Genomic DNA, 20,232 nt, shown 5'->3' with positions numbered 1-20,232 from the left:
GGGTCAGCCTTTCGCGAGGGCCTGGACGACACGGGAGGGGCTGGGGCGGCCGAGCCGCTCGGCCAGCCAGGTGCTCGTGGACACGAGCTTGTCGAGATCGAGGCCGGTGTCGATGCCGAGTCCGTGCAGCATCCACACCAGGTCCTCGGTGGCGAGGTTGCCGGTGGCCGACTCGGCGTAGGGGCAGCCGCCGATGCCGCCGGTGGAGGCGTCGACGACGGTCACTCCCGACCGGAGCGCGGCCAGCGTGTTGGCCAGGGCCTGGCCGTAGGTGTCGTGGAAGTGCACGGCCAGCCGGTCGGGATCGCGGAACGACTCGATCAGCGCGGTCACGTGGCCCGGGGTGCCGACACCGATCGTGTCGCCGAGCGACAGTTCGTGACAGCCAAGGCCGAGCAGCCGCTCGCCGACCGCGACGACCTGCGCGATCGGCGTCGGGCCCTCCCACGGGTCGCCGAAGCACATAGAGACGTACGCGCGGACCTTGACGCCGTTGTCGAGCGCCCTGGCCACGACCGGCTCGAACATGTCGAACTGGCTCTCCAGGCTCCGGTTCAGGTTCTTGGCGGCGAACGTCTCCGTGGCGCTGGCGAAGACGGCGATCTCCTCGACGTCGTGGGCCAGCGCCCGGTCCAGGCCGCGCGCGTTCGGGACGAGCACCGGGTAGCGGACGCCCGGCCGCCGGTCGAGCCTGGTGAGCAGCTCTTCCGCGTCGGCCAGCTGCGGCACCCAGGTGGGATGGACGAAGCTGGTGGCCTCGATCACCCGGTGGCCCGCGTCGGCGAGCCGGTCGATGAACTCGGCCTTCACCTCGACCGGGACGATCGCGGACTCGTTCTGCAGGCCGTCGCGCGGGCCCACCTCGTAGACGGTGACCTGGTGCGGAAGGCCCTCCATCGGGTACGGCCTGCGCATCACGACTCCCCCGCCGAGACTGCCGCGTCCGCCGAGACGACGGCCAGGACGGCGTCCATGTCGACCGGCTGGCCCGCCTGCACGGGCAGCTCGGTGACCCGTCCGTCGCAGGGGGCGGTGACGGTGTGTTCCATCTTCATGGCCTCCACGATGAGGAGCGGCTGGCCCGCGCTCACCTGGTCGCCCGGCTGGGCCTTGACGACCAGGACGGTGCCGGGCATGGGGCTTCTGACCACGCCGTCGCCCGCGTGCGCGGCGCCGGGGCGGTCGCCTGGGTCGCCGATGCGGTGGCGGGTCAGGGCCCAGGACTGTCCGTCCCTGCCCAGCCAGAGGGTGTCGTCGTGGCGGGCGTGGGTGTAGTGGTGGGTACGGCCGGCCAGGGTGACGGTCAGCTTGGCGCCGTCGACCAGGAGCCTGGCCGGGACGGCCGCCCCGGGCACGACCCCGCCGGTCGCACCGGTCGCGGCCCCTGAGGCTGTGGACCCTGGGGGCTTTATGCGGATTTCTGCTGATTTTTCGGGCAGGCCGCGTACCTGGATCGTGTGGACGCCGTCCCGCGACTCCAGCCGCCATGCCGTCCACGCGCGCTCGCCGACCCGCCAGCCGTCCGCGACCTCCCACGGATCCGAGCCCTGAGGCACGGCGTGGAAGACCAGCGCGGCGACGGCCAGCACCTCGTCGTGCGGGTCGGCGGCCGGGACCAGCGCGGGCAGCACCCGCTCGACCAGCCCGGTGTCGAGTTCGCCGGCCCGCACTTCCGGGTGCGCCGCGAGCGCCCGCAGGAACGGCACGTTCGTGATCACCCCGAGCACGACCGTCTCGGCGAGCGCCTGGTCGAGCCGCCGGAAGGCCGCCTCCCGCGTGGGCGCCCACGCGACGACCTTGGCCAGCATCGGGTCGAACTCGCTGCCCACGACACCGCCCTCGACCAGCCCGGAGTCGACCCGGACGCCGCTCTCGGCCGGCCCCGGGCCACCCCGGACACCGCTCTCTCCCAGCCCCAAGCCACCCGGCTCCGCCAGGCGCAGCACCCGGCCGCCCGTGGGCAGGAAGCCGCGCGACGGGTCCTCGGCGTAGACGCGGGCCTCGACGGCGTGGCCGTGGAGGCGTACCTCGTCCTGGGTGAAGGGCAGCGGCTCGCCCGCCGCGACCCGGAGCTGGAGCTCCACCAGGTCGAGGTCCGTGACCAGCTCGGTGACCGGGTGCTCCACCTGGAGGCGGGTGTTCATCTCCATGAAGTGGTATTCGCCGGTCGTGCCGTCGACGATGAACTCGACCGTGCCCGCGCTCACATAGCCGACCGCGCGGGCCGCCTCCACCGCCGCGGCGCCCATCCGCTCCCGCGTCGCGGCGCCGACGAAGGGGGACGGCGCCTCCTCGATGATCTTCTGGTGGCGGCGTTGCAGGCTGCACTCGCGTTCGCCCAGGTGGACGACGTTGCCGTGGGTGTCTGCCAGCACCTGGATCTCGATGTGGCGGGGGTTCTCGACGTAGCGCTCGATCAGCAGCGTCTCGTCGCCGAACGCGGAGCGGGCCGTACGCCGGGCCGACTCCAGCGCGTCGGGCAGCTCGGCGGCCGAACGGACCAGCACCATGCCCTTGCCGCCCCCGCCCGCCGACGGCTTGATCAGGGCGGGGAAGTCCGTCCAGGACAGCAGCGAGTCGCCGGGTTCGGCGCCGCCCGGCACCACGGGGACCCCGGCGGCCGAGACGGTGGCCTTGGCGCGGATCTTGTCTCCCATGGCGTCGATGGCCGCGGGCGGCGGGCCGACGAAGACCAGCCCCGCCTCGGCGCACCGGCGGGCGAACTCGGCGTTCTCCGCGAGGAACCCGTATCCGGGATGTACGGCCTGCGCCCCGGACGCCTCGGCCGCCGCCACCATCGCCCCCATGTCCAGATATTTCGGTATCTGGAGGGCGGTGTCAGCCTCGCGGACGTGGCGAGCGTCCGCGTCCGAGGCCGTGTGGACGGCCACCGACGTGATGCCGAGCGCGCGCAGCGTGCGGATGACCCGGACGGCGATCTCGCCCCGGTTGGCGACGAGGACACGGGTGAACATGGGCAGCGTGGTCAACGTGGTCACATCCGGAAGACGCCGTAGCCGACGGGGTCGAGCGGGGCGTTGGCCGCCGCGGAGAGTGCCAGGCCGAGGACCGTACGGGTGTCGAGCGGGTCGATCACGCCGTCGTCCCACAGCCGGGCCGTGGAGTAGTAGGGATTGCCCTGGTGCTCGTACTGCGCCCTGATGGCCTCCGCGTCGGCGTTGCCGACGGTGGTGAGCACGTTCGCGGCCTGCTCGCCGCCCATGACCGAGATGCGGGCGTTCGGCCACATCCACAGGAACCTGGGAGAGTACGCCCGCCCGGCCATCGCGTAGTTGCCCGCGCCGAACGACCCGCCGATCACCACGGTGAACTTCGGCACCCTGGCGCAGGAGACCGCGGTGACCATCTTGGCGCCGTGCTTGGCGATGCCGCCCGCCTCGTACGCCTTGCCGACCATGAACCCGCTGATGTTCTGCAGGAACACCAGCGGGATGCGCCGCCGGTCGCACAACTCGATGAAGTGCGCCCCCTTCAGCGCGGACTCGCTGAACAGGATGCCGTTGTTGGCGATGATCCCGACCGGGTGCCCGTGCAGGTGGGCGAAGCCGGTGACCAGCGTCGCGCCGTACTCGGCCTTGAACTCCAGGAACCGCGAGCCGTCGACGAGCCGCGCGATGATCTCCCGCACCTCGTACGGCCGGCGGGTGTCGGCGGGCACGATGCCGTAGAGGTCGCGCGGGTCGTGGCGGGGCTCCTCGGGCTCGGCCCGGTCCCAAGGGCGCTCGGCTCTCGGGGCCAGCGTGGAGACGATGTCGCGAACGATGGCCAGCGCGTGCGCGTCGTCGTCGGCCAGGTGGTCGGTGACGCCGCTGACGCGGGCGTGCAGGTCGCCGCCGCCCAGCTCCTCGGCCGTGACCTCCTCGCCGGTGGCCGCCTTCACCAGCGGCGGGCCGCCGAGGAAGATCGTGCCCTGGTCGCGCACGATGACGGCCTCGTCGCTCATGGCCGGGACGTACGCGCCGCCCGCCGTGCACGATCCCAGCACGGCGGCGATCTGCGGGATGCCGCGCGCGGACATCGTGGCCTGGTTGTAGAAGATGCGGCCGAAGTGCTCCCGGTCGGGGAAGACCTCGTCCTGCTTGGGGAGGAACGCGCCGCCCGAGTCGACCAGGTACACGCACGGCAGGTGGTTGTGCAGCGCCACCTCCTGCGCGCGCAGGTGCTTCTTGACGGTGATCGGGTAGTACGTGCCGCCCTTCACGGTGGCGTCGTTGGCCACGACCACGCACTCGCGCCCGGCGATCCGGCCGACGCCGGTGATGATCCCGGCGGCCGGCGCCTGGTCGTCGTAGAGGCCGTTGGCGGCCAGCGGCGACAGCTCCAGGAAGCGTGAGCCGGGGTCGAGCAGGCCGTCGACGCGGTCGCGCGGCAGCAGCTTGCCGCGCTCCACGTGGCGCTGCCGTGACCGCTCGGGACCGCCCGCGGCGGCCGCGGCCAGGCGCTCCAGCAGGTCGGCGGCGAGCCGCTCGTTGAGCTCGGCGTTGTGCTTGTACGCCTCGCTTCCGGGGTCCGCGGCCGAGTTCAGCACCGGCCAGTCGCTCATGTATCCCCCTCCGTTATGAGGCCGATGTTAGTCATCATTAACGTAACCGTCTACCATGTGAGACGTGACGACGACGCGGAGCCGGGGCAACCGGCGCCTGGAGATCCTCGGCGCGGCCGCGAACCTGTTCGCCGCGCGCGGCTTCCACGGCGTCTCGATCGAGGACATCGGCGGCGCCGTCGGCGTCTCGGGCCCGGCGCTCTATCGCCACTTCAGCGGCAAGGAGGCGCTGCTCGCCGAGATGCTGCTGGGCATCAGCTCGCGGCTGCGCGAATCGGCCGCCGCGGCGGTCACCTCGCCCGGCGGGCCCGAGGAGACGCTCGACGCGCTCCTGAACGTGCAGATCACCTTCGCGCTCGAACAGCCCGCGCTGATCACCGTCCACGACAGGGAGCTGGGCAACGTTCCCGAGCCGGAGCGGCGGCAGATCAGGCGGCTGCAGCGGCTGTACGTCGAGGAGTGGGTCACCGTGCTGGCCGAGCTGCACCCGTCGTGCCCGCCCCCGCGCCTGCGGGCCGCCACGCACGCCGTCTTCGGGCTGCTCAACTCCACGCCGCACAGCGCGGGCGAACTGCCCGCGCGCGCCATGCGCCTCCTCCTGCACGCGATGGCCCGGGCCGCCATCGCGGCCTCGGTTAACGCTCACTAACACGGTGCCACTACACCCAAAAATGGGGCTATTCATGCCAACTATCTAGATATATCGTCACGCTATCTCGATAGTTGGAGGCGTGATGCGTGATCCACACATGTGGGAAGAGCCGCCCGGCGCCCCACCGCCACCGCACCCCCCGCACCCCCCACTTCCCCCGGGCGCGCCTGGTCCGCCGGTCTTTCCGGGCGGCGGGCCGGGAATGGGCAGCCTGCCCGATGCGCCGCCGATGGGCTGGGAGGGCGGCGCTCCGCGCGTACGGCGGGGAGACGTCAGGGCCGCGCTGCTGAGCCTGCTCGCCGAAGGGCCGAAGAACGGCTACCAGATGATCCAGGACATAGAGGAGCGCAGCCGCGGAGTGTGGCGGCCCAGCCCCGGCTCGGTCTATCCGGCACTCCAGCAACTGGAGGACGAGGGCCTGGTCACCGGCGACGACACCGGCGGCTCCCGGCTCTACAGCCTGACCGAGCAGGGCCGTGAGCGGGCCGTACGCCACCTCGACGGCGAGCCGCCCTGGGACGAGGTGGCGCGCTCCGTGCCCGAGGACCGGCACGAGCTGCGGCTGCTGTGGGCCCAGCTCAACGAGGCGTTCAGCCACCTGGCGCGGACGGCCAACGACCAGCAGGTCGCCCAGGCCAAGAAACTGCTCAGGCAGACGCGCAAGTCCGTTTTCCAGATCCTCGCGGAGGACTGAGCGATGACAGACGCGGCGGTGGCCGTACACGGATTGAGGAAGGACTACGGGAAGATCGAAGCCGTCAAGGGCATCGACTTCGACGTGTCCCCCGGCGAGGTCTTCGGCTTCCTCGGCCCGAACGGAGCCGGGAAGACCACCACGATCAGCATGCTCTGCACACTCGTCAACCCGACCGGCGGCAGCGCGACGGTCGCCGGGTACGACGTGGTGCGCCGGCGCGACGAGGTACGCCGGAACATCGGCCTGGTCTTCCAGGATCCGACGCTCGACGGCTACCTGAGCGCCGAGCAGAACCTGCGCTTCCACGCCGAACTGTACGGCGTGCCGAAGAGCGTCGTCGGCGACCGCATCCGGCAGGTCATGGAGATGGTCGCGCTCTGGGACCGCAAGGACGCCAAGGTCATGACGTTCTCCGGCGGCATGAAGCGGCGGCTGGAGATCGCCCGTGGGCTCCTGCACTCACCCCGGGTGCTGTTCCTGGACGAGCCCACGGTCGGCCTCGACCCGCAGACCCGCTCGGCCATCTGGGGCTACATCAACCAGCTCCGGCGCCTGGAGGACATCACCATCTTCATGACCACCCACTACATGGACGAGGCCGAGTACTGCGACCGGATCGCGATCATCGACCACGGCGAGGTCGTCGTCATCGACTCGCCGGAGGCACTGAAGGCCAGCGTCGGCAAGGACCGGGTACAGATCCACACCGGCGACGACGCCGCCGCGATCCGGGCGCTGCGCGAGGAGTTCGGCCTGGAGGCGGCCGTGCACGAGGGCGCGGTGACGTTCGCCGTGGCGTCGGGCGAGGAGTTCGTGCCCCGGCTGTTCGCCGAACTGGGCATGCCGATCAGGTCGGTGAGCGTCTCACGGCCCTCACTCGACGACGTGTTCATGAGCTACACGGGTTCCACGATCCGCGACGCCGAGGAAGGCGGCGAGTCGGGCGGCCGGACGTGGATGAGAGCGATGGCGAGGCGGTAGGCATGGCGCGGATCAACGCGATGGCGCGGATCAGGGCGATGGCGCGGCTCGACGTGACGGCGCGGCTCGACGTGACGGCGCGGCTCGACGTGACGGCGCGGCTCGACGTGACGGCGCGGCTCGACGTGACGGCGCGGCTCGACGTGACGGCGCGGCTCGACGTGACGGCGCGGCTCGATGCGATGGCGGGGTGGTAGGCGTGGCGACAGAGGCGATCGGTGTCCGGGTGCCGGTGCGAAGCGCCGGGCACGACCTCCGGGCGGTCAAGGTGGTGCTGCACCGAGAGCTGCTGCGGTTCGTCAACGACCGCACCCGCATGCTGTCGATGCTGCTGCAGCCGGTGCTGTGGCTGTTCGTGATGGGCACCGGGCTCGGCTCACTGGTGCGCGGCGCCATCCCGGGCATCGACTACCGCACCTTCATGTATCCCGGCATGATCTCGATGACCGTGATCATGACCGGTATGTTCTCGGCCGGGTCCATCGTGTGGGATCGCGAGTTCGGCTTCCTGCGCGAGATGCTCGTCGCCCCGGTCTCACGCGCGGCGATCGTGGTCGGCAAGTGCCTGGGCGGGGCCGTGGTGGCCACCGGGCAGGGCGTCATCATCCTGGCGATGGCCGGGCTGGTCGGCGTACCGTACTCGCCGGCACTGATCGTGACGATGCTGGCGGAGATGTTCCTCGCCGCGTTCACGATCACGGCGTTCGGGGTGATGCTGGCGGCCCGGATGCGGAACATGCAGACCTTCTTCGGCCTCATGCAGATGGTGATCATGCCGATGCTGTTCCTGTCGGGGGCCATGTTCCCGCTGGCCAACCTGCCGTCGTGGCTGCACCTGCTGACGGTGATCAACCCGATGACGTACGCGGTGGACCCGATGCGGCACGCGGTGTTCTCCCACCTCGATGTGCCCGCGCAGGTGACCGCGGTGCTCAATCCCGGGGTCCGGTGGTTCGACTTCCAGGTGCCGGTGGGGGTGGAGCTGGGGGTTGTGGCCTTGCTGGGGGCCGTGCTGCTGGGGGTTGGGATCGCGCAGTTCAGGCGGGCGGAGTAGGTCGCACAAGTTTTCACATCCGACTGCGACGGTTCCCTCACGGAGGGTAACTTTCCGGATGGGTTCTCAACCCATCCCCCTTCCCCAAAGGAGAACCAGCGTTGTCACTGGACCTGGAATACGGAAGTTTGCTCAAGAGAATCTCCGCGCTCGAGTCCACTACGGTGAGTGGTGTGCCTGGTACCTCGATCGAACAACGGTTCACTAGCCTGCACGACCGCGTGGACATCGTCGGGAACAACGTCCTCGATAGGATCGACAAGCGGACGAAAGATCTCGACAAGAAGATCCAGACGCGAGCAGAGCAACTCGAAAAGCGGATCGACGCACGAACCGATCTGCTCCACGAGAAGGTCTTTCTGCTCAGCAAGGACACTGAGAATGGCTTCGACCGGGTAAATCGGGATATGGCCAGCGTCGAGCTGCGAATCGGCAAGGTCAACGAGAGGATCGACGGCCTCGAGTCGGTCATGGACGAGAAGTTCGCAAAGGTCGACAAGCGGTTCGAAAAGGTCGACAAGGACATAGCCGAGCTCAAGACCGGAGTCGGTGAGCTCAAGACCGGGTTCGGTGAGCTCAAGTCGATGCTCATCAGCCTCGGCGCGAAGGCCCCCGAGTCGTAGCACCGACAGCTGAGGCCCGGGGCAACCGCGCCCCCGGGCCTCAATCCTGCCGTTCCGAACCGGTTACCGCTTCACGCGGACATAGTCACTACGGCTACCGTCTCCGTAGAAATCATCGTCCCCGCCGAACACGAACTTCCACGAGCCCGACTTCCACGCCTTGACCCGGACATACAGCTTGCCGCTGTCACCGGACCGCGTGGTCTTCACGTACTGCCACTTGTGCGAGCCGACCGGCTTGAAGTACAGCGCGACCTTGCCCGCGTACCCCTCCCAGGATCCGCTGTCGTCGATCTGCAGCACGCCCCTGGCCTTCAGGTATCTGCCGCGCTTGACCGGCTCCGGGTAGGCGTTGAACTTGATCACCCGGCTGGCCGACTTGTCCGCCGTCGGCGGCGGGGTGGGCTCGACGACCTTGACCCAGGCGGCGTCGGAGACCGAGCCCTTGACGCCTCTGGTCGCCTCGAACGCGGCCCGCCACCAGCCCGAGGACTGCGCGGTCGCGGTGGCCCAGAAGCGGCCGTCGCGGTTCGTCACGTCGCTGGTGACATACTCCCAGCGGCGCGAGCCGTCCTGCTTGAAGTAGATCGAGACCCGCTGGCCGGGCAGGGCCTGCCAGCGCTCGACCTGCAGGGAGCCGGTGAAGTTCAGCCGGGCGCCCTTGTCGGCGGGCGCGGGGGTGGCGTCGAAGCCGATGATCCTGCTGTCGGGATTGTGCCTGATCCGGACGTCGACCCGGTCGCTGTCGCTGACCGATGCCCTGGCTTCCTTGTTCCCACCGAACTCGGCCCGCCACCAGCCGGTGGCATCGGCGCGCACCCTGGTGCTGAACCAGCCGTCGCCGCCGCTCGTGACCGTGGTGACCCGGCGGTAGGCGTCGGCGCTCCGCTCACGGAAGGTGATCGCCACGACCCCGGCGTATCCCTTGCCGTCGGCCTGCAGTCGGCCGGAGACCTTGATCATGTCGCCGCGGTGCACCTGGCCGGGGCTGGCGCCGAAGTCCACGATCTTGGTGACGAGGGCCTTCTGGACGTCGAAGGTGCCGCTGGCGGACTTGTCGCCGTCACCGTGGGCGATGGCGAGGAAGCTCCACTTGCCGGCGTCCTTCGCCTCGAAGCTCTTCGTGCCGGTCCACTTCGCCCACCCGCCGAACGGCGCCGACTTGAGGTCGATGGGCGTGCCGACGCTCAGGCCGGGCGGCTTGAGCTGGAGTTCGGCTTTTCCGGCGTCCTTGGTGGTGAACGTGAACGTCACCGTGACCGGCTTGTCGAAGACCACGACCGGGGAGCCCGGACTGAGGTCCACGTCGGAGATGGCGGGGGCCTTGGCCGTGGCCGACGCCGATGGTGCCAGGGCGAGAAGCCCGGCGGCCGTCGCGAGCGCGACGGCGGCGACACGGATGCGTTGTAACATGCGGGTTCCTTTCTGGATCCCCTGGTGCTCAACGCGGCATTGAGGGTGCCACGCTTATCTTTCCCAGTAGACATTCAGGTTGGCCAGAAAGTTGCGAAATCTGACAACTTGTTATAGATCAGGGTCAATCGGACCGCTCCACAACATGTCACTCCCGACGGGGAGACGAACCCGGGATCGGGGCGACATAATCGCCTTGTGGCGCGCGACACTGTTGAGACTCATTTCACCCAGGCCATTGCGACGCTGAAGGGGGGCGCGGCCCGTGATCCCGGGCGGCCCGTCCGCGAGGGCGCGTCGCTGACCGGCGAGCAGTGCCGCACCCTCTTCCAGCGCCAGCTCGACAGCCGCCTGCTCGACATCGCGGCCCGCTGGCTGCGCGCGCAGGAGCAGTCCTTCTACACGATCGGCTCGGCCGGGCACGAGGGCAACGCGGCGGTCGCCGCCGCGCTGCGGCCCGGCGACCCCGCGCTGCTGCACTACCGCTCCGGCGCCTTCTACCTGACCAGGTCCGAGCAGGCCGGTCGGCTGCCCGAGCAGGGCATCCGCGACGTGCTCATGGGGCTGGCCGCCGCGGCGGACGAGCCGATCGCGGGCGGCCGGCACAAGGTGTTCGGCCATCCCGACCTGGCGATCATCCCGCAGACCTCGACGATCGCCAGCCACCTGCCGCGCGCGGTGGGCGTCGCCTTCGCCATCGAGCGGGGCCGCGCGCTGGGCGTTCCCACGCCGTGGGCGGACGACGCGATCACCGTGTGCAGCTTCGGCGACGCCTCGGTCAACCACGCCACGGCGCTGACCGGGTTCAACACCGCCGCCTACGCCACGCACCAGGGGCAGGCGCTGCCGATCCTGTTCGTGTGCGAGGACAACGGCATCGGCATCAGCGTCCGCACGCCCAAGGGCTGGGTGGCGGCGAGCGCGCGGCGTCCGGGCATCGAATACTTCGCCGCCGACGGCTGCGACCTGGCCGACGCCTACGACACGGCCGTCCGGGCCGTCCAGCACGTACGCGCCAACCGCTCCCCCGCGTTCCTGCACCTGAGCACGGTCCGGCTCATGGGCCACGCCGGGTCCGACGTCGAGTCCGCCTACCGCACCCAGCGGGAGATCCGCGCCGACATGGAGCGCGACCCGCTTCTGGCCACCGCCCGGCTGCTGGTCGAGGCGGGGCTGGTCACGCCCGACGAGCTGCTCATGCAGTACGAGTCGTCGCGCGAGCACATACTGCGGATCGCTCTGGAGACCACCCGCAGCCCGCGCCTCGGCTCGGCCAAGGAGATCATGGAGCCGCTCGCGCCGCGCCGGCCCGAGATGATCGCCAGGATCAGCCCGGTGGCGGCCGAGGCGTCGGTCAGAGAACGCGCCTTCGCCGGCTCCCTGCCGGAGACCGAGAAGCCGCTGACGCTCTCCCAGGCCATCAACCGCACGCTGACCGACGCGCTCTCCGTCTACCCGGAGATGATGGTCTTCGGCGAGGACGTCGCCAAGAAGGGCGGCGTCTATGGCGTCACCCGGGGGCTGCAGAAGCGGTTCGGTGGCGGGCGGGTGTTCGACACGCACCTCGACGAGCAGTCCATCCTGGGGCTCGCGCTCGGGTCAGGGGTGTCGAAGCTGCTGCCCGTGCCGGAGATCCAGTATCTGGCGTACCTGCACAACGCGCTCGACCAGCTCAGGGGCGAGGCGTCGACGCTGTCGTTCTTCTCGCAGGGCGCCTATCTCAATCCGCTGGTGGTGCGGGTGGCGAGCTACGCCTACCAGAAGGGGTTCGGCGGCCACTTCCACAACGACAACGCGGTGGGGGCCCTGCGCGACATCCCCGGCCTGGTCATCGCCTCGCCGTCGCGGCCCGACGACGCGGCGGCCATGCTGCGCACCTGCCTGGCGGCGGCCCGCACGGAGGGTTCCGTGTGCGTGTTCCTGGAGCCGATCGCGCTCTATCACACGCGCGACCTGTTCGAGGAGGGCGACGCGGGCTGGCTGGCGCCCTACGCGCCGCCGTCGCGCTGGCCGGAGACGCACGTCCCGATCGGGCGGGCGCGGTCCTATGGCGACGGGCGCGACCTCACGATCGTCACCTTCGGCAACGGGCTGCGGATGAGCCTGCGCGCCGCCGTACGCCTCACGCAGGAGGGCTACGGCTGCCGGGTGCTGGACCTGCGCTGGCTGGCGCCGCTGCCGGTGGAGGACCTGGTGCGGGCGGCGGAGCTGACCGGCAAGGTGCTGATCGCCGACGAGACCCGCCACACCGGCGGGGTGTCGGAGGGGATCGTGGCCGAACTGATGGACGCGGGGTTCTCCGGGCAGGTGGGACGGGTGACCTCGGCGGACAGCTTCATCCCGCTGGGCGAGGCGGCCGCTCACGTGCTGATGTCCGAGGAGGAGATCGAGCAGGCGGCGCGGAAGCTGCTGGGCTGACCTCTGGTTTCAGTACGGCTCGGTACGGGCTCGGTGCTGCTCAGTACGGCGAAGCGCCGCCGAACATCTCTCCCACCCTGGAGGCCAGCGTCACGTCGCCCGTTATCTGGAGGCGGCCCGACATCAGCAGGGCGGCCGGGTTCGCCGTGCCCGCGACGATGCGGAGCAGGTCCGCGGCCGGGAGGGTGAGCGTGATGGACGGGGCACGGGCCGGGCCGGGGAAGGCGCGGGCCCGGGTGCCTCGGATGGCGATGGTCCAGGTGGCGCGGGGTTGGAGACGGAATTCGAGGGTGCCCTGGAAGCCGAAAGCCCTGTCCGGTCTGAAGGAGCGGGCCATGAGAGAGAACAGGAACCGCTGACGGCCAGGACTCAGCCGGCGAGCCAGGTCCTCGTCGGACCGGCCCGCGACGAAGCGGGACAGAAGGTGCTGGCCCGTGAGGCGGGCTCGCTTGCGGGCCGCGGCGAGGACGTCCGCCGGGGTGGGCGGCGGACGGTGGGTGACGCGGGACAGCTCCGCGTCCTCGTCGATCACGTACGGCGGGGAGAGCGTCCTGGCCGGAGAACGCCTGGACAGGGCGGCTTCGATGGCCGGAGCGAGCCGGGCGGACTTGGCGCGCTCGCGCTCTTCGCGCCCTTCGGTGAATGCGGGCAGAACCTTTTTCCCGAACAATTCAAGGCTTTCACAAATGTGCTCATGGCGATTCGGACCGGCCTGGAGTACGAAGATCATTTGATCCACGCCCGCCACCTCGTAGCGGGTAATGAGGTCGATGAGTTGCTGCGGACTCCCCAATGCGCCCGCGAGCGGATCCCTCCCCTGCGCCCCCACCTTTGGCTGATCTTTCGTGAAATTTCCCCAAATGCTGCTGTGGCCGGGAGTGTGTTTCGACGGCCCGTAATAATGCGCCAGCGCATAGGCGAAGAAGGCCGCCCCCTGGGCGCCCCGGTGCCGGGCCTCGGCGGGATCCTCGTGGCACATCATCGGCAGCACGACCGCCAGGTTGGCGTTCACCGCGAACCCGGCCGGCACGCACTCCGCCGACTCCAGCAGCTGGTAGTAGTCCCGCGACCACTTCCCCGCGTCCTCCGGATGCACGAACGCGAACGACAGCGCCCCGATCCCGTTCCGCGCCGCCAGATGGATCGTCTCGCGCCGCGAGCAGGCCACCCACAGGGGCGGGTGCGGCTTCTGCACGGTCTTCGGGATCACGTTGCGCGGCGGCATCCGCAGGTACGGCGAATGCCACCCGGCGAACGGCTCCTCGACGAACATCCGGGTGATCGCGTCCAGCGAGTCCTGCCACATGGCCCGCTTCCGCTCCCGATCCACGCCGAACCCACCCAGCTCGGCCGCCGAACTGGCCTCCCCGGTGCCGAAGTCGACCCGGCCGCCCGAGACGAGGTCGAGCGTGGCGACGCGTTCGGCGACCCTGGCAGGGTGGTTGACCGGCGGCGGCACCTGCACGATGCCGTGGCCGAGCCGGATGTTCCTGGTGCGCTGGGAGACGGCGGCGAGGAACACCTCGGGTGCCGCCGAGTGTGAGTATTCCTCCAGGAAGTGGTGTTCGACCTCCCACACGTAGTCGAACCCGACCCGGTCGGCGATCTCGACCTGCTCCAGCGCGTCGGCGTACAGGCGCTGCTCGCTGTCCGGCTCCCAGGGGCGGGGCAGCTGATGCTCGTAGAAGATTCCGAACCGCACCTCAAGTCTCCCTACCTGGCCTTTTAGCTGACCGTCTCCCGAACTGGATATGCCGTCAATAGGACTTCCCAAGGAGCTCATCCGGCAGGGTGAATACTTGCCCAGGGGCGGGCGTGAAAGCGATCGAGCGGATCGGGGGATAAGAGATATCCGCTGATCGTTCGAAGGGTGGCACATGACGGGGCAAGCATCGTGAAGGGGCGGCCGTGGTGACGGCACTGTCCTGGATCTCGGGCCACTCCGCCGACGCCGTGCCGGGTCCGGTCGATGACGCGGGGGCGGTCGACAGGGCTGGGGGCGTGCCGGGGTCGCTCGTGGACGCCGAGGTGTTCGGGGCGGTGTTCGACGCCTGTTTCGGCGAGATCCACGGCTATGTCGCCCAGCGACTCGGCGCGGACCATGCCGAGGACGTCGTCTCCGACACGTTCCTCATCGCCTTCAGGAAGCGCGCGCAGTACGACCCGGCGCGAGCGACCGTGCGGGCCTGGCTGTTCGGCATCGCGACGAAGCTCATCGGCAAGCACCGCCGCCTGGAGGCGCGGACGCTGCGCGCGCTGGGACGGTACGGCCCCGACCGCGACGCGCCGGGGCACGAGGACCGGGTGACCGCGCGGGTCAGCGCCCAGAGCCTGCAGCCGAACCTGGCCTCCGCCCTGGCGGCGCTGGATCAGCGCGACCGCGACGTCATCCTGCTCGTGGCGCTGGCCGGGCTGAGCCATGAGGAGATCGCCACGGCGCTCGGCATCCCGTACGGCACGGTCGGCTCCCGGTTGAGCCGGGCCAGGAAGAAGCTGCGCGGCTCCCTGGGCGACACCAATCCGCTGCTCGCCCCCGAGGAGGCCGACCATGGATGAGCTGTCGTCGATCCGCGAGCTGTACGGCGAGCCGCCGGCCGACCCGGCGCTCAAGGCCAGGGTCCGCGAGCGGCTGGCCGCCGAGCGCTCCTCGCGTACGTCGTGGCTGTCTTGGAGAGGAGTTGTGGGCGGCCTCGCCGCGGCGGCGGTCGCCGTGACGGCCGTGGTGGCGCTCGCTTCGCCCCGTACGCCCGACTCGGTGGTCTCCGGACGGTCGATCCTGCTGGCCGCGGCGACCACGGCGGCGTCGGGTCCCGCTGACAAGGGGACGTACTGGCACATCGAGAAGCTCCACAACGGCACGAAGGTCACCGACCTCTGGGCGACCTCCGACGGGAAGGCGTGGACGGGCGAGCGGGTGACGGGCCGGCCCGCGAAGGTCGTCGCGGTCTCGGGCCGGGCGCCGTTCAGCATGGCGGGGAAGGATCTGACGGTCGAGCAGATCCAGCGGCTGCCGTCCGACCCGGCCGCGCTGAAGGAGTGGGTGATCGGGATGCTGCCCGCCGGGTCCGGCGACGATGTCCTGGCGGACGCGCTCAGCGGGCTGCTGTGGAGCAAGCCGTCGCCACCGGCCGTCCGGGCGGCGGCCTACCGGTTGCTGGGCGACCTGCCGAACGTCCGCTACCTGGGCCGGAAGACGGACCAGCGGGGGCGTACCGGTGACGCGTTCACCTTCACTCTGAACGGCGATCGGCCGGTCCAGCGGACACTGATCATCGATGTGGCCAGTTCGCAGGTGCTGGCCAGCTCCAACACCTCGGGGGCGAGCGGCCCGCAGATGTCCGAGGTGGTCCTGGGTGCCGGTTGGACCGACAAGGGTCCGGAGGAATCCGCAAGCACCCGTCCATAACCCCATAGGTCAGGGCAGGCCCGTGCCCTGACCTCACCGCCGCGCGGGCGTTTGCGCCGCGCGCTCACACCGCCGCGCTCGGTTCTCGCGCGCCGCGGCCCTCCCCCGCACGTGAAGCCCGCGCGTCGCCGTTCGCGCCGCGCGTGGGTTTCGCGCGCCCGAAATCAGGAGTCACCACGTGTTCTGGCGTGCCCGTACGAAGCCCGGCCGGGCCATCTGCCTGGCCCACCAGTTCCCCAACATCAAGGTGCCAGAAGTGATGGCCGGGCGGGTGACCTTCGTCGGCCTGCCTCCGGTGGACCTCGGTCAGGACATCGACTGGCGGCTGAACCCGCACGGCAACCGCTCCTGGGCGCTGAACCTGCACGCCCTGCGCTGGATGGGCCGTCTGGTCGCCGAGTACGAGGGTTCGGGTGAGCGGGCCTACCTCGACCGGGCCGAGACCCTGGCCGACGACTGGATCCGCAAGAACCCGCGCGACCATGCCGACATCAGCCCCTGGGCCTGGGCCGAGCACCCTGTCGCGCTGCGCGCCCCCGTGCTGGTGTGCCTCAGCGCCCACGTCGACAGCCGCCGCCTGCTGGACAGCCTCGCCGAGCACGGCGAGGTCCTGTCCGACCCGGCGCTCTACCGGCAGGGCCACAACCATGGCCTGGACCAGGACATCGCGCTGCTGGTGGTGGGCTGCCGCCTGGGCCGGAAGGAGTGGCGTGACCTGGCGATCCGCCGGATGCTCGCCTCGGCCGAACTCGCCATCGACGAGCAGGGCGTCCTGCACGAACAGGCGCCGAGATACGGGCTGTACGTGCACCGGCGGCTCGGGGTGGCGTTACGGGCGATCGAGGAGAGCGGCGCCAAGATCCCGAACCGGCTGACGGCGCGCCGGACCGCCCTCGAAGCGTACGTGGCCCATGCCACGCAGCCCGACGGCTTCCTGGCACCCCTCGGGGACAGCCCGGCGGACAACCGGGCGGACGGTTTCGCGCACGACGGGGCGACGGTGCGGGTCTTCGACGGCGGGTACGTCTTCGGCCGGACCGCATGGGACGATCCGGACTCGGCGTTCTACTCGATCAGGTTCGGGCCGGGGCGGCGGCTGCACGGGCACGAGGACCATCTGGGCGTCACCTATTACGCGCAGGGCCGCCCGGTGCTGGTCGAGGCCGGTTTCCACTCCTACGAGAAGACGGACTACGTGGAGTGGACCAAGTCGCCCGACGCGCACAACGTGCCTTCCGTGGTGGGTGCCGACTTCCGAGCGGGTACGGACACGCGCCTGGACGCGTCGGACATCGGCCCGTCGCGGCAGTCGTACCGGCTCAGCGACAAGGCGTACGGCGTGCGCCGCACGCGCGAGGTCCTGGTCAGTCATGGACCGGACCTGATGGCCGTACTGGACTCGGTGCCGAAGGGGCACGCGGTGCGCGACCTGTGGCACTTCGACCCGTCACTGCGGCTGGTCGACCAGCGCGACGGCGTCGTGGTGCTGGGCGACGACGCCCGCCGCGTGACGCTCCTGCAGCTCACAGCCGACGGCAGGCCGGTGGGCGGTCAGACGGTACGGCCGGGCACGGTCTCACTGGGGTACCTCCGGACCGCGGAGACCGTGACGGTGTCCTCCCCGGAGGCTTCCCGGCTGCTCACCGTGATCGTGCCGGGCAGCGCGGACCCGGCGGTCTCAGCCGAGGGCGACCTGATCACGGTGGGCACGCCTGACGGGCCGGTCACCTTCCGGGGGTCGGGGCTATGAGCCCTTGTCCCTAGCCGGTTACAGCCAGCGGCCGAGCGCGGGTGCGTCACTCTCCGGAGCGGGACCACGCCCAGTGATCCAGGCGGCCAGCTCGGCGGCCGTCCCACTCACCACCCGGCCCGACTCGGCCGGGTCATCCGTCTGGTGCGCGTCCTGGCCGGTGGCGGCTTCGGTGGTCACTCGCCAGACCCGCTGCCGGTCGGTCGCGGCGGCTTCGGTGGTCACTCGCCAGACCCGTTGCCGGTCGGTCGGGGCGAGCACCACGGCGGGCCCCTGCCCCCGCCGTTCCCACGTCTCCGTCACGTCCGTGAGCAGCGCGTCCACGAACTCGGGCGGGAAGTCCTCGAACCGGCCGCCCGTCCCCAGGTCCACCGCGTGCACCCACAGCTCGCGGGCCCGCATCCAGGGGATCTCCGAGGCGGGCACCATGCGGCCCTGCGCGGTGCGCACCCGCGCGTCCCAGTCCGGCAACTCCTCCAGCGAGGCCCGCAGCCGGTCCGCGCTCTCCTCGGCCAGGCGTACGAGCTCGGCCGGCGATAGCCGCGCCACCTCCTCGATCTCGGCGTCGCGCGCCTCCGCACCGGCGTACATCGGCGTCTCCTCGCCGGTCCGCGCCCAATGGGTGAGCCGGCCGAGCGCCGAGGCGTTGCAGGCGACGTGGGCCACCAGGTGCCGTCCGGTCCACCCGGGAAGGCGGCTGGGCCGGTCGAGGTCGGCGGCGTCGAGGCGGGCGGCGAAGTACGCGGTGCCGGAGTCGAGCCAGGTGAGGTCAGCCATCGCGGCGCGCCATGTTGACCAGCTCGCCGACGCCCGCGATCCGGGTCACGACCTTGTGGCCGTCGGCGAGGTAACGCGGCGGCTTGCGGGCGTGCCCGACCCCGCCGGGCGTGCCGGTCGCGATCACGTCGCCCGGCCGCAGTGTGAGAATCTGTGACACGTACGCGATCAGCTCGGCCGGCGGGAACACCAGGTCGGCCGGGTCCGCCTCCTGTACCACCTCCCCGTCGACCTCACACCGCATGGTCAAGGGGCCGTCGAGTTCGTCGGGGGTGACGAGGTACGGGCCGAACGGGGTCGTGGACTCGAACGTCTTGCCCTGGAGCCACTGCAACGTACGGTTCTGGTAGTCGCGTGCCGTGACGTCGTTGAACACCGAGTAGCCCGCGATGGCGGCCCGCGCCTGTTCCGGCGACGCGTGCCGTACCTCCGTGCCGATGATGACGGCGAGCTCGGCCTCCCAGTCCATGGCCGGCGAGAGTGCGGGGAGCACGATGTCGTCGTACGGCCCGATCAGCGCCTCGGCGAACTTGGCGAACAACGTGGGGTACGCGGGCAGTTCGCGGCCCATCTCCAGGATGTGGGTGCGATAGTTGAGCCCCACGCAGATGATCTTCCCGGGCCGTGGCACCACGGGAGCGAGGTCCGCGCCCGCGAGCGGGTGCCTGGGGCCGTCCGCGGTGGCGGCCCGTTCGCGCCAGCCGGGCTCGGCGAGCAGCGCCCCGACGTCGGGCGCGCCGATCTCCACGGCGTGCTCGCCGTCGACGCGGGCGGCGGTGGTACGGCGGGGCAGCCGCAGGGTCGCGAGCTTCACGCGGTTTCCTCTCGGTGGGGGTTCTTGATGGAAGGGAACTTCACAGAAGCTCTTCTCGGTACTGGTGCAGGCCCTCGAAGACGGGCGTGTCGGCGAAGCGGAACAGGTCGAAGCGGCTGCCGGCGCGGAACGACCACGCGCACCAGGACGGCACCACGACGAGATCGCCCCGGGTCAGCGGACGCTCCACGCCGTCGAGCGTGACCGCGCCCTCGCCCTCGAACACCTGGTAGACCGACGACCCGACCTCCCTGCGCGCGGCGGTGACGGCGCCGGGACGCAGCCGGTGGAACTCGGCCCTGATCGTCGGCATGACGTCGCCCCCGGTGGTCGGGTTGGTGTAGCGGACGGCGGCGTGGCCCGGCTCGACCGGCCCGGGATGGCCTTCGTCCTCCAGGGCAAGCTGCTCGTCGAGCGCGCGATCGGTGTGCTCCCAGCGGTAGGCGGCGATCGGCGAGCTGGGCGTGGCCCCCAAGGCCGAGAGCGGCCGCAGCCCCGGGTGTGCCCACAACCGTTCGGAGCGGGAGACGTGCGGGGTGGTGCTGTCGGTGACCTGGTCGGGGCCGAACTCGAAGAACGAGGTGTCGGTCTGGTGGACGAACGGGATGTCCAGCCCGTCGATCCAGGCCATGGGCGCGTCCGTGGTGTTGTGGTGGCCGTGGAAGTGCCAGCCGGGAGTGAGGAGGAAGTCGCCGCGGCGCATCGCCACCGGGTCGCCGTTCACCACGGTCCACACGCCTTCGCCCTCGACGACGAAGCGGAAGGCGTTCTGGGTGTGCCGGTGCTCGGGGGCGACCTCGCGCGGGCCCAGGTACTGGATGGCCGCCCACAGCGTCGGCGTCGCGTACGGCAGGCCGCTCAGGCCGGGGTTGGCCAGCGCGATGGCCCGCCGCTCGCCGCCCCGGCCGACGGGCACGAGGTCGCCCGCCCGCTCGGCCAGCGGATGCAGCGTCTTCCACGCCCACACGTGGGGTCTGGCCTTCGGCTTGGGGTGGGCCGGCATCAGATCGCCGACCTGGGTCCAGAGCGGAATCAGGTGTTCTGCCGTGAAGTCGGCGTAAAGCCTCTCCTCTGGGGTCATGG

General features: G+C 70.7%; 18 protein-coding genes. 10 read left to right on the top strand and 8 right to left on the bottom strand.

Annotation, left to right across the window (positions count from 1 at the left end; all coding sequences use genetic code 11):
* Positions 1-3 precede the first annotated feature (3 nt).
* Genes ACQP2T_RS20375 through ACQP2T_RS20365 form a run of 3 tightly spaced genes read right to left on the bottom strand, consistent with a single transcriptional unit; the run spans position 4 to position 4,564 of the window.
* Complete coding sequence (locus tag ACQP2T_RS20375) at positions 4-915, bottom strand: hydroxymethylglutaryl-CoA lyase (RefSeq protein ID WP_433517689.1); 912 nt, start codon at positions 913-915, stop codon at positions 4-6.
* Positions 915-2,975 (bottom strand): biotin carboxylase N-terminal domain-containing protein, encoded by a 2,061-nt coding sequence (locus ACQP2T_RS20370; RefSeq protein ID WP_433519802.1) that lies wholly within the window; start codon positions 2,973-2,975, stop codon positions 915-917. Before ACQP2T_RS20370 ends, ACQP2T_RS20375 begins: the two co-directional genes overlap by 1 nt.
* A 20-nt stretch (positions 2,976-2,995) precedes the next feature.
* Positions 2,996-4,564 carry a carboxyl transferase domain-containing protein gene (locus ACQP2T_RS20365; RefSeq protein WP_433517688.1) on the bottom strand — a complete coding sequence of 523 codons (1,569 nt, stop codon included), beginning with the start codon at positions 4,562-4,564 and terminating at the stop codon, positions 2,996-2,998.
* 64 nt (positions 4,565-4,628) lie between these two features.
* Here ACQP2T_RS20365 and ACQP2T_RS20360 point away from each other — a divergent pair, with 64 nt between their 5' ends.
* From ACQP2T_RS20360 to ACQP2T_RS20335, 6 genes are all read left to right on the top strand, one after another.
* A complete protein-coding gene (locus tag ACQP2T_RS20360; RefSeq protein WP_433517687.1) occupies positions 4,629-5,213 on the top strand; it encodes a TetR/AcrR family transcriptional regulator in 585 nt (194 codons plus the stop codon).
* An 85-nt stretch (positions 5,214-5,298) separates the two neighbouring features.
* A complete protein-coding gene (locus tag ACQP2T_RS20355; RefSeq protein WP_433517686.1) occupies positions 5,299-5,910 on the top strand; it encodes a PadR family transcriptional regulator in 612 nt (203 codons plus the stop codon).
* 3 nt (positions 5,911-5,913) lie between these two features.
* Entirely contained in the window at positions 5,914-6,894 is a 981-nt protein-coding gene (locus ACQP2T_RS20350) for an ATP-binding cassette domain-containing protein (RefSeq protein WP_433517685.1), read from the top strand.
* A 2-nt stretch (positions 6,895-6,896) separates the two neighbouring features.
* Positions 6,897-7,091 carry a hypothetical protein gene (locus ACQP2T_RS20345; protein ID WP_433517684.1) on the top strand — a complete coding sequence of 65 codons (195 nt, stop codon included), beginning with the start codon at positions 6,897-6,899 and terminating at the stop codon, positions 7,089-7,091.
* Between the two features lie 2 nt (positions 7,092-7,093).
* Entirely contained in the window at positions 7,094-7,948 is an 855-nt protein-coding gene (locus ACQP2T_RS20340) for an ABC transporter permease (protein ID WP_433517683.1), read from the top strand.
* 101 nt (positions 7,949-8,049) lie between these two features.
* Complete coding sequence (locus ACQP2T_RS20335; RefSeq protein ID WP_433517682.1) at positions 8,050-8,571, top strand: hypothetical protein; 522 nt, start codon at positions 8,050-8,052, stop codon at positions 8,569-8,571.
* 63 nt (positions 8,572-8,634) lie between these two features.
* Here the strand turns inward: ACQP2T_RS20335 and ACQP2T_RS20330 are convergent, their stop codons facing one another.
* Positions 8,635-9,984: a hypothetical protein gene (locus ACQP2T_RS20330; protein ID WP_433517681.1), complete on the bottom strand. Its 1,350-nt coding sequence runs from the start codon at positions 9,982-9,984 to the stop codon at positions 8,635-8,637.
* A 198-nt stretch (positions 9,985-10,182) separates the two neighbouring features.
* Here ACQP2T_RS20330 and ACQP2T_RS20325 point away from each other — a divergent pair, with 198 nt between their 5' ends.
* Positions 10,183-12,402: a thiamine pyrophosphate-dependent enzyme gene (locus ACQP2T_RS20325; protein WP_433517680.1), complete on the top strand. Its 2,220-nt coding sequence runs from the start codon at positions 10,183-10,185 to the stop codon at positions 12,400-12,402.
* Positions 12,403-12,442: 40 nt separating this feature from the next.
* Here the strand turns inward: ACQP2T_RS20325 and ACQP2T_RS20320 are convergent, their stop codons facing one another.
* Positions 12,443-14,104, bottom strand: a complete 1,662-nt coding sequence (locus ACQP2T_RS20320) for an LLM class flavin-dependent oxidoreductase (protein ID WP_433517679.1) — start codon at positions 14,102-14,104, stop codon at positions 12,443-12,445.
* Between the two features lie 206 nt (positions 14,105-14,310).
* On the opposite strand from ACQP2T_RS20320, the gene ACQP2T_RS20315 reads away from it, so the two are divergent.
* From ACQP2T_RS20315 to ACQP2T_RS20305, 3 genes are all read left to right on the top strand, one after another.
* Positions 14,311-14,958 (top strand): RNA polymerase sigma factor, encoded by a 648-nt coding sequence (locus ACQP2T_RS20315; protein ID WP_433517678.1) that lies wholly within the window; start codon positions 14,311-14,313, stop codon positions 14,956-14,958.
* Positions 14,951-15,808, top strand: coding sequence for a CU044_5270 family protein (locus ACQP2T_RS20310; RefSeq protein WP_433517677.1), 858 nt, complete (start codon positions 14,951-14,953; stop codon positions 15,806-15,808). Before ACQP2T_RS20315 ends, ACQP2T_RS20310 begins: the two co-directional genes overlap by 8 nt.
* A 178-nt stretch (positions 15,809-15,986) precedes the next feature.
* Complete coding sequence (locus tag ACQP2T_RS20305) at positions 15,987-17,558, top strand: heparinase II/III domain-containing protein (RefSeq protein ID WP_433517676.1); 1,572 nt, start codon at positions 15,987-15,989, stop codon at positions 17,556-17,558.
* 18 nt (positions 17,559-17,576) lie between these two features.
* Here the strand turns inward: ACQP2T_RS20305 and ACQP2T_RS20300 are convergent, their stop codons facing one another.
* The 3 genes from ACQP2T_RS20300 to ACQP2T_RS20290 are packed head-to-tail and all read right to left on the bottom strand — an operon-like array spanning position 17,577 to position 20,230.
* The gene (locus ACQP2T_RS20300; RefSeq protein ID WP_433517675.1) at positions 17,577-18,335 is read right to left on the bottom strand and encodes a maleylpyruvate isomerase family mycothiol-dependent enzyme; all 759 of its coding nucleotides are present in this window, start codon (positions 18,333-18,335) and stop codon (positions 17,577-17,579) included.
* Positions 18,328-19,149: a fumarylacetoacetate hydrolase family protein gene (locus ACQP2T_RS20295; protein ID WP_433517674.1), complete on the bottom strand. Its 822-nt coding sequence runs from the start codon at positions 19,147-19,149 to the stop codon at positions 18,328-18,330. Before ACQP2T_RS20295 ends, ACQP2T_RS20300 begins: the two co-directional genes overlap by 8 nt.
* Before the next feature lie 40 nt (positions 19,150-19,189).
* A complete protein-coding gene (locus ACQP2T_RS20290) occupies positions 19,190-20,230 on the bottom strand; it encodes a cupin domain-containing protein (protein WP_433517673.1) in 1,041 nt (346 codons plus the stop codon).
* Positions 20,231-20,232 lie beyond the last annotated feature (2 nt).

This window comes from Nonomuraea sp. CA-143628 (assembly GCF_050942315.1).
In the GTDB taxonomy this organism is placed as follows: Bacteria; Actinomycetota; Actinomycetes; order Streptosporangiales; family Streptosporangiaceae; genus Nonomuraea.
Note: the sequence above shows the minus strand (reverse complement) of the source record. Positions and strands in the feature narration are given on the sequence as shown.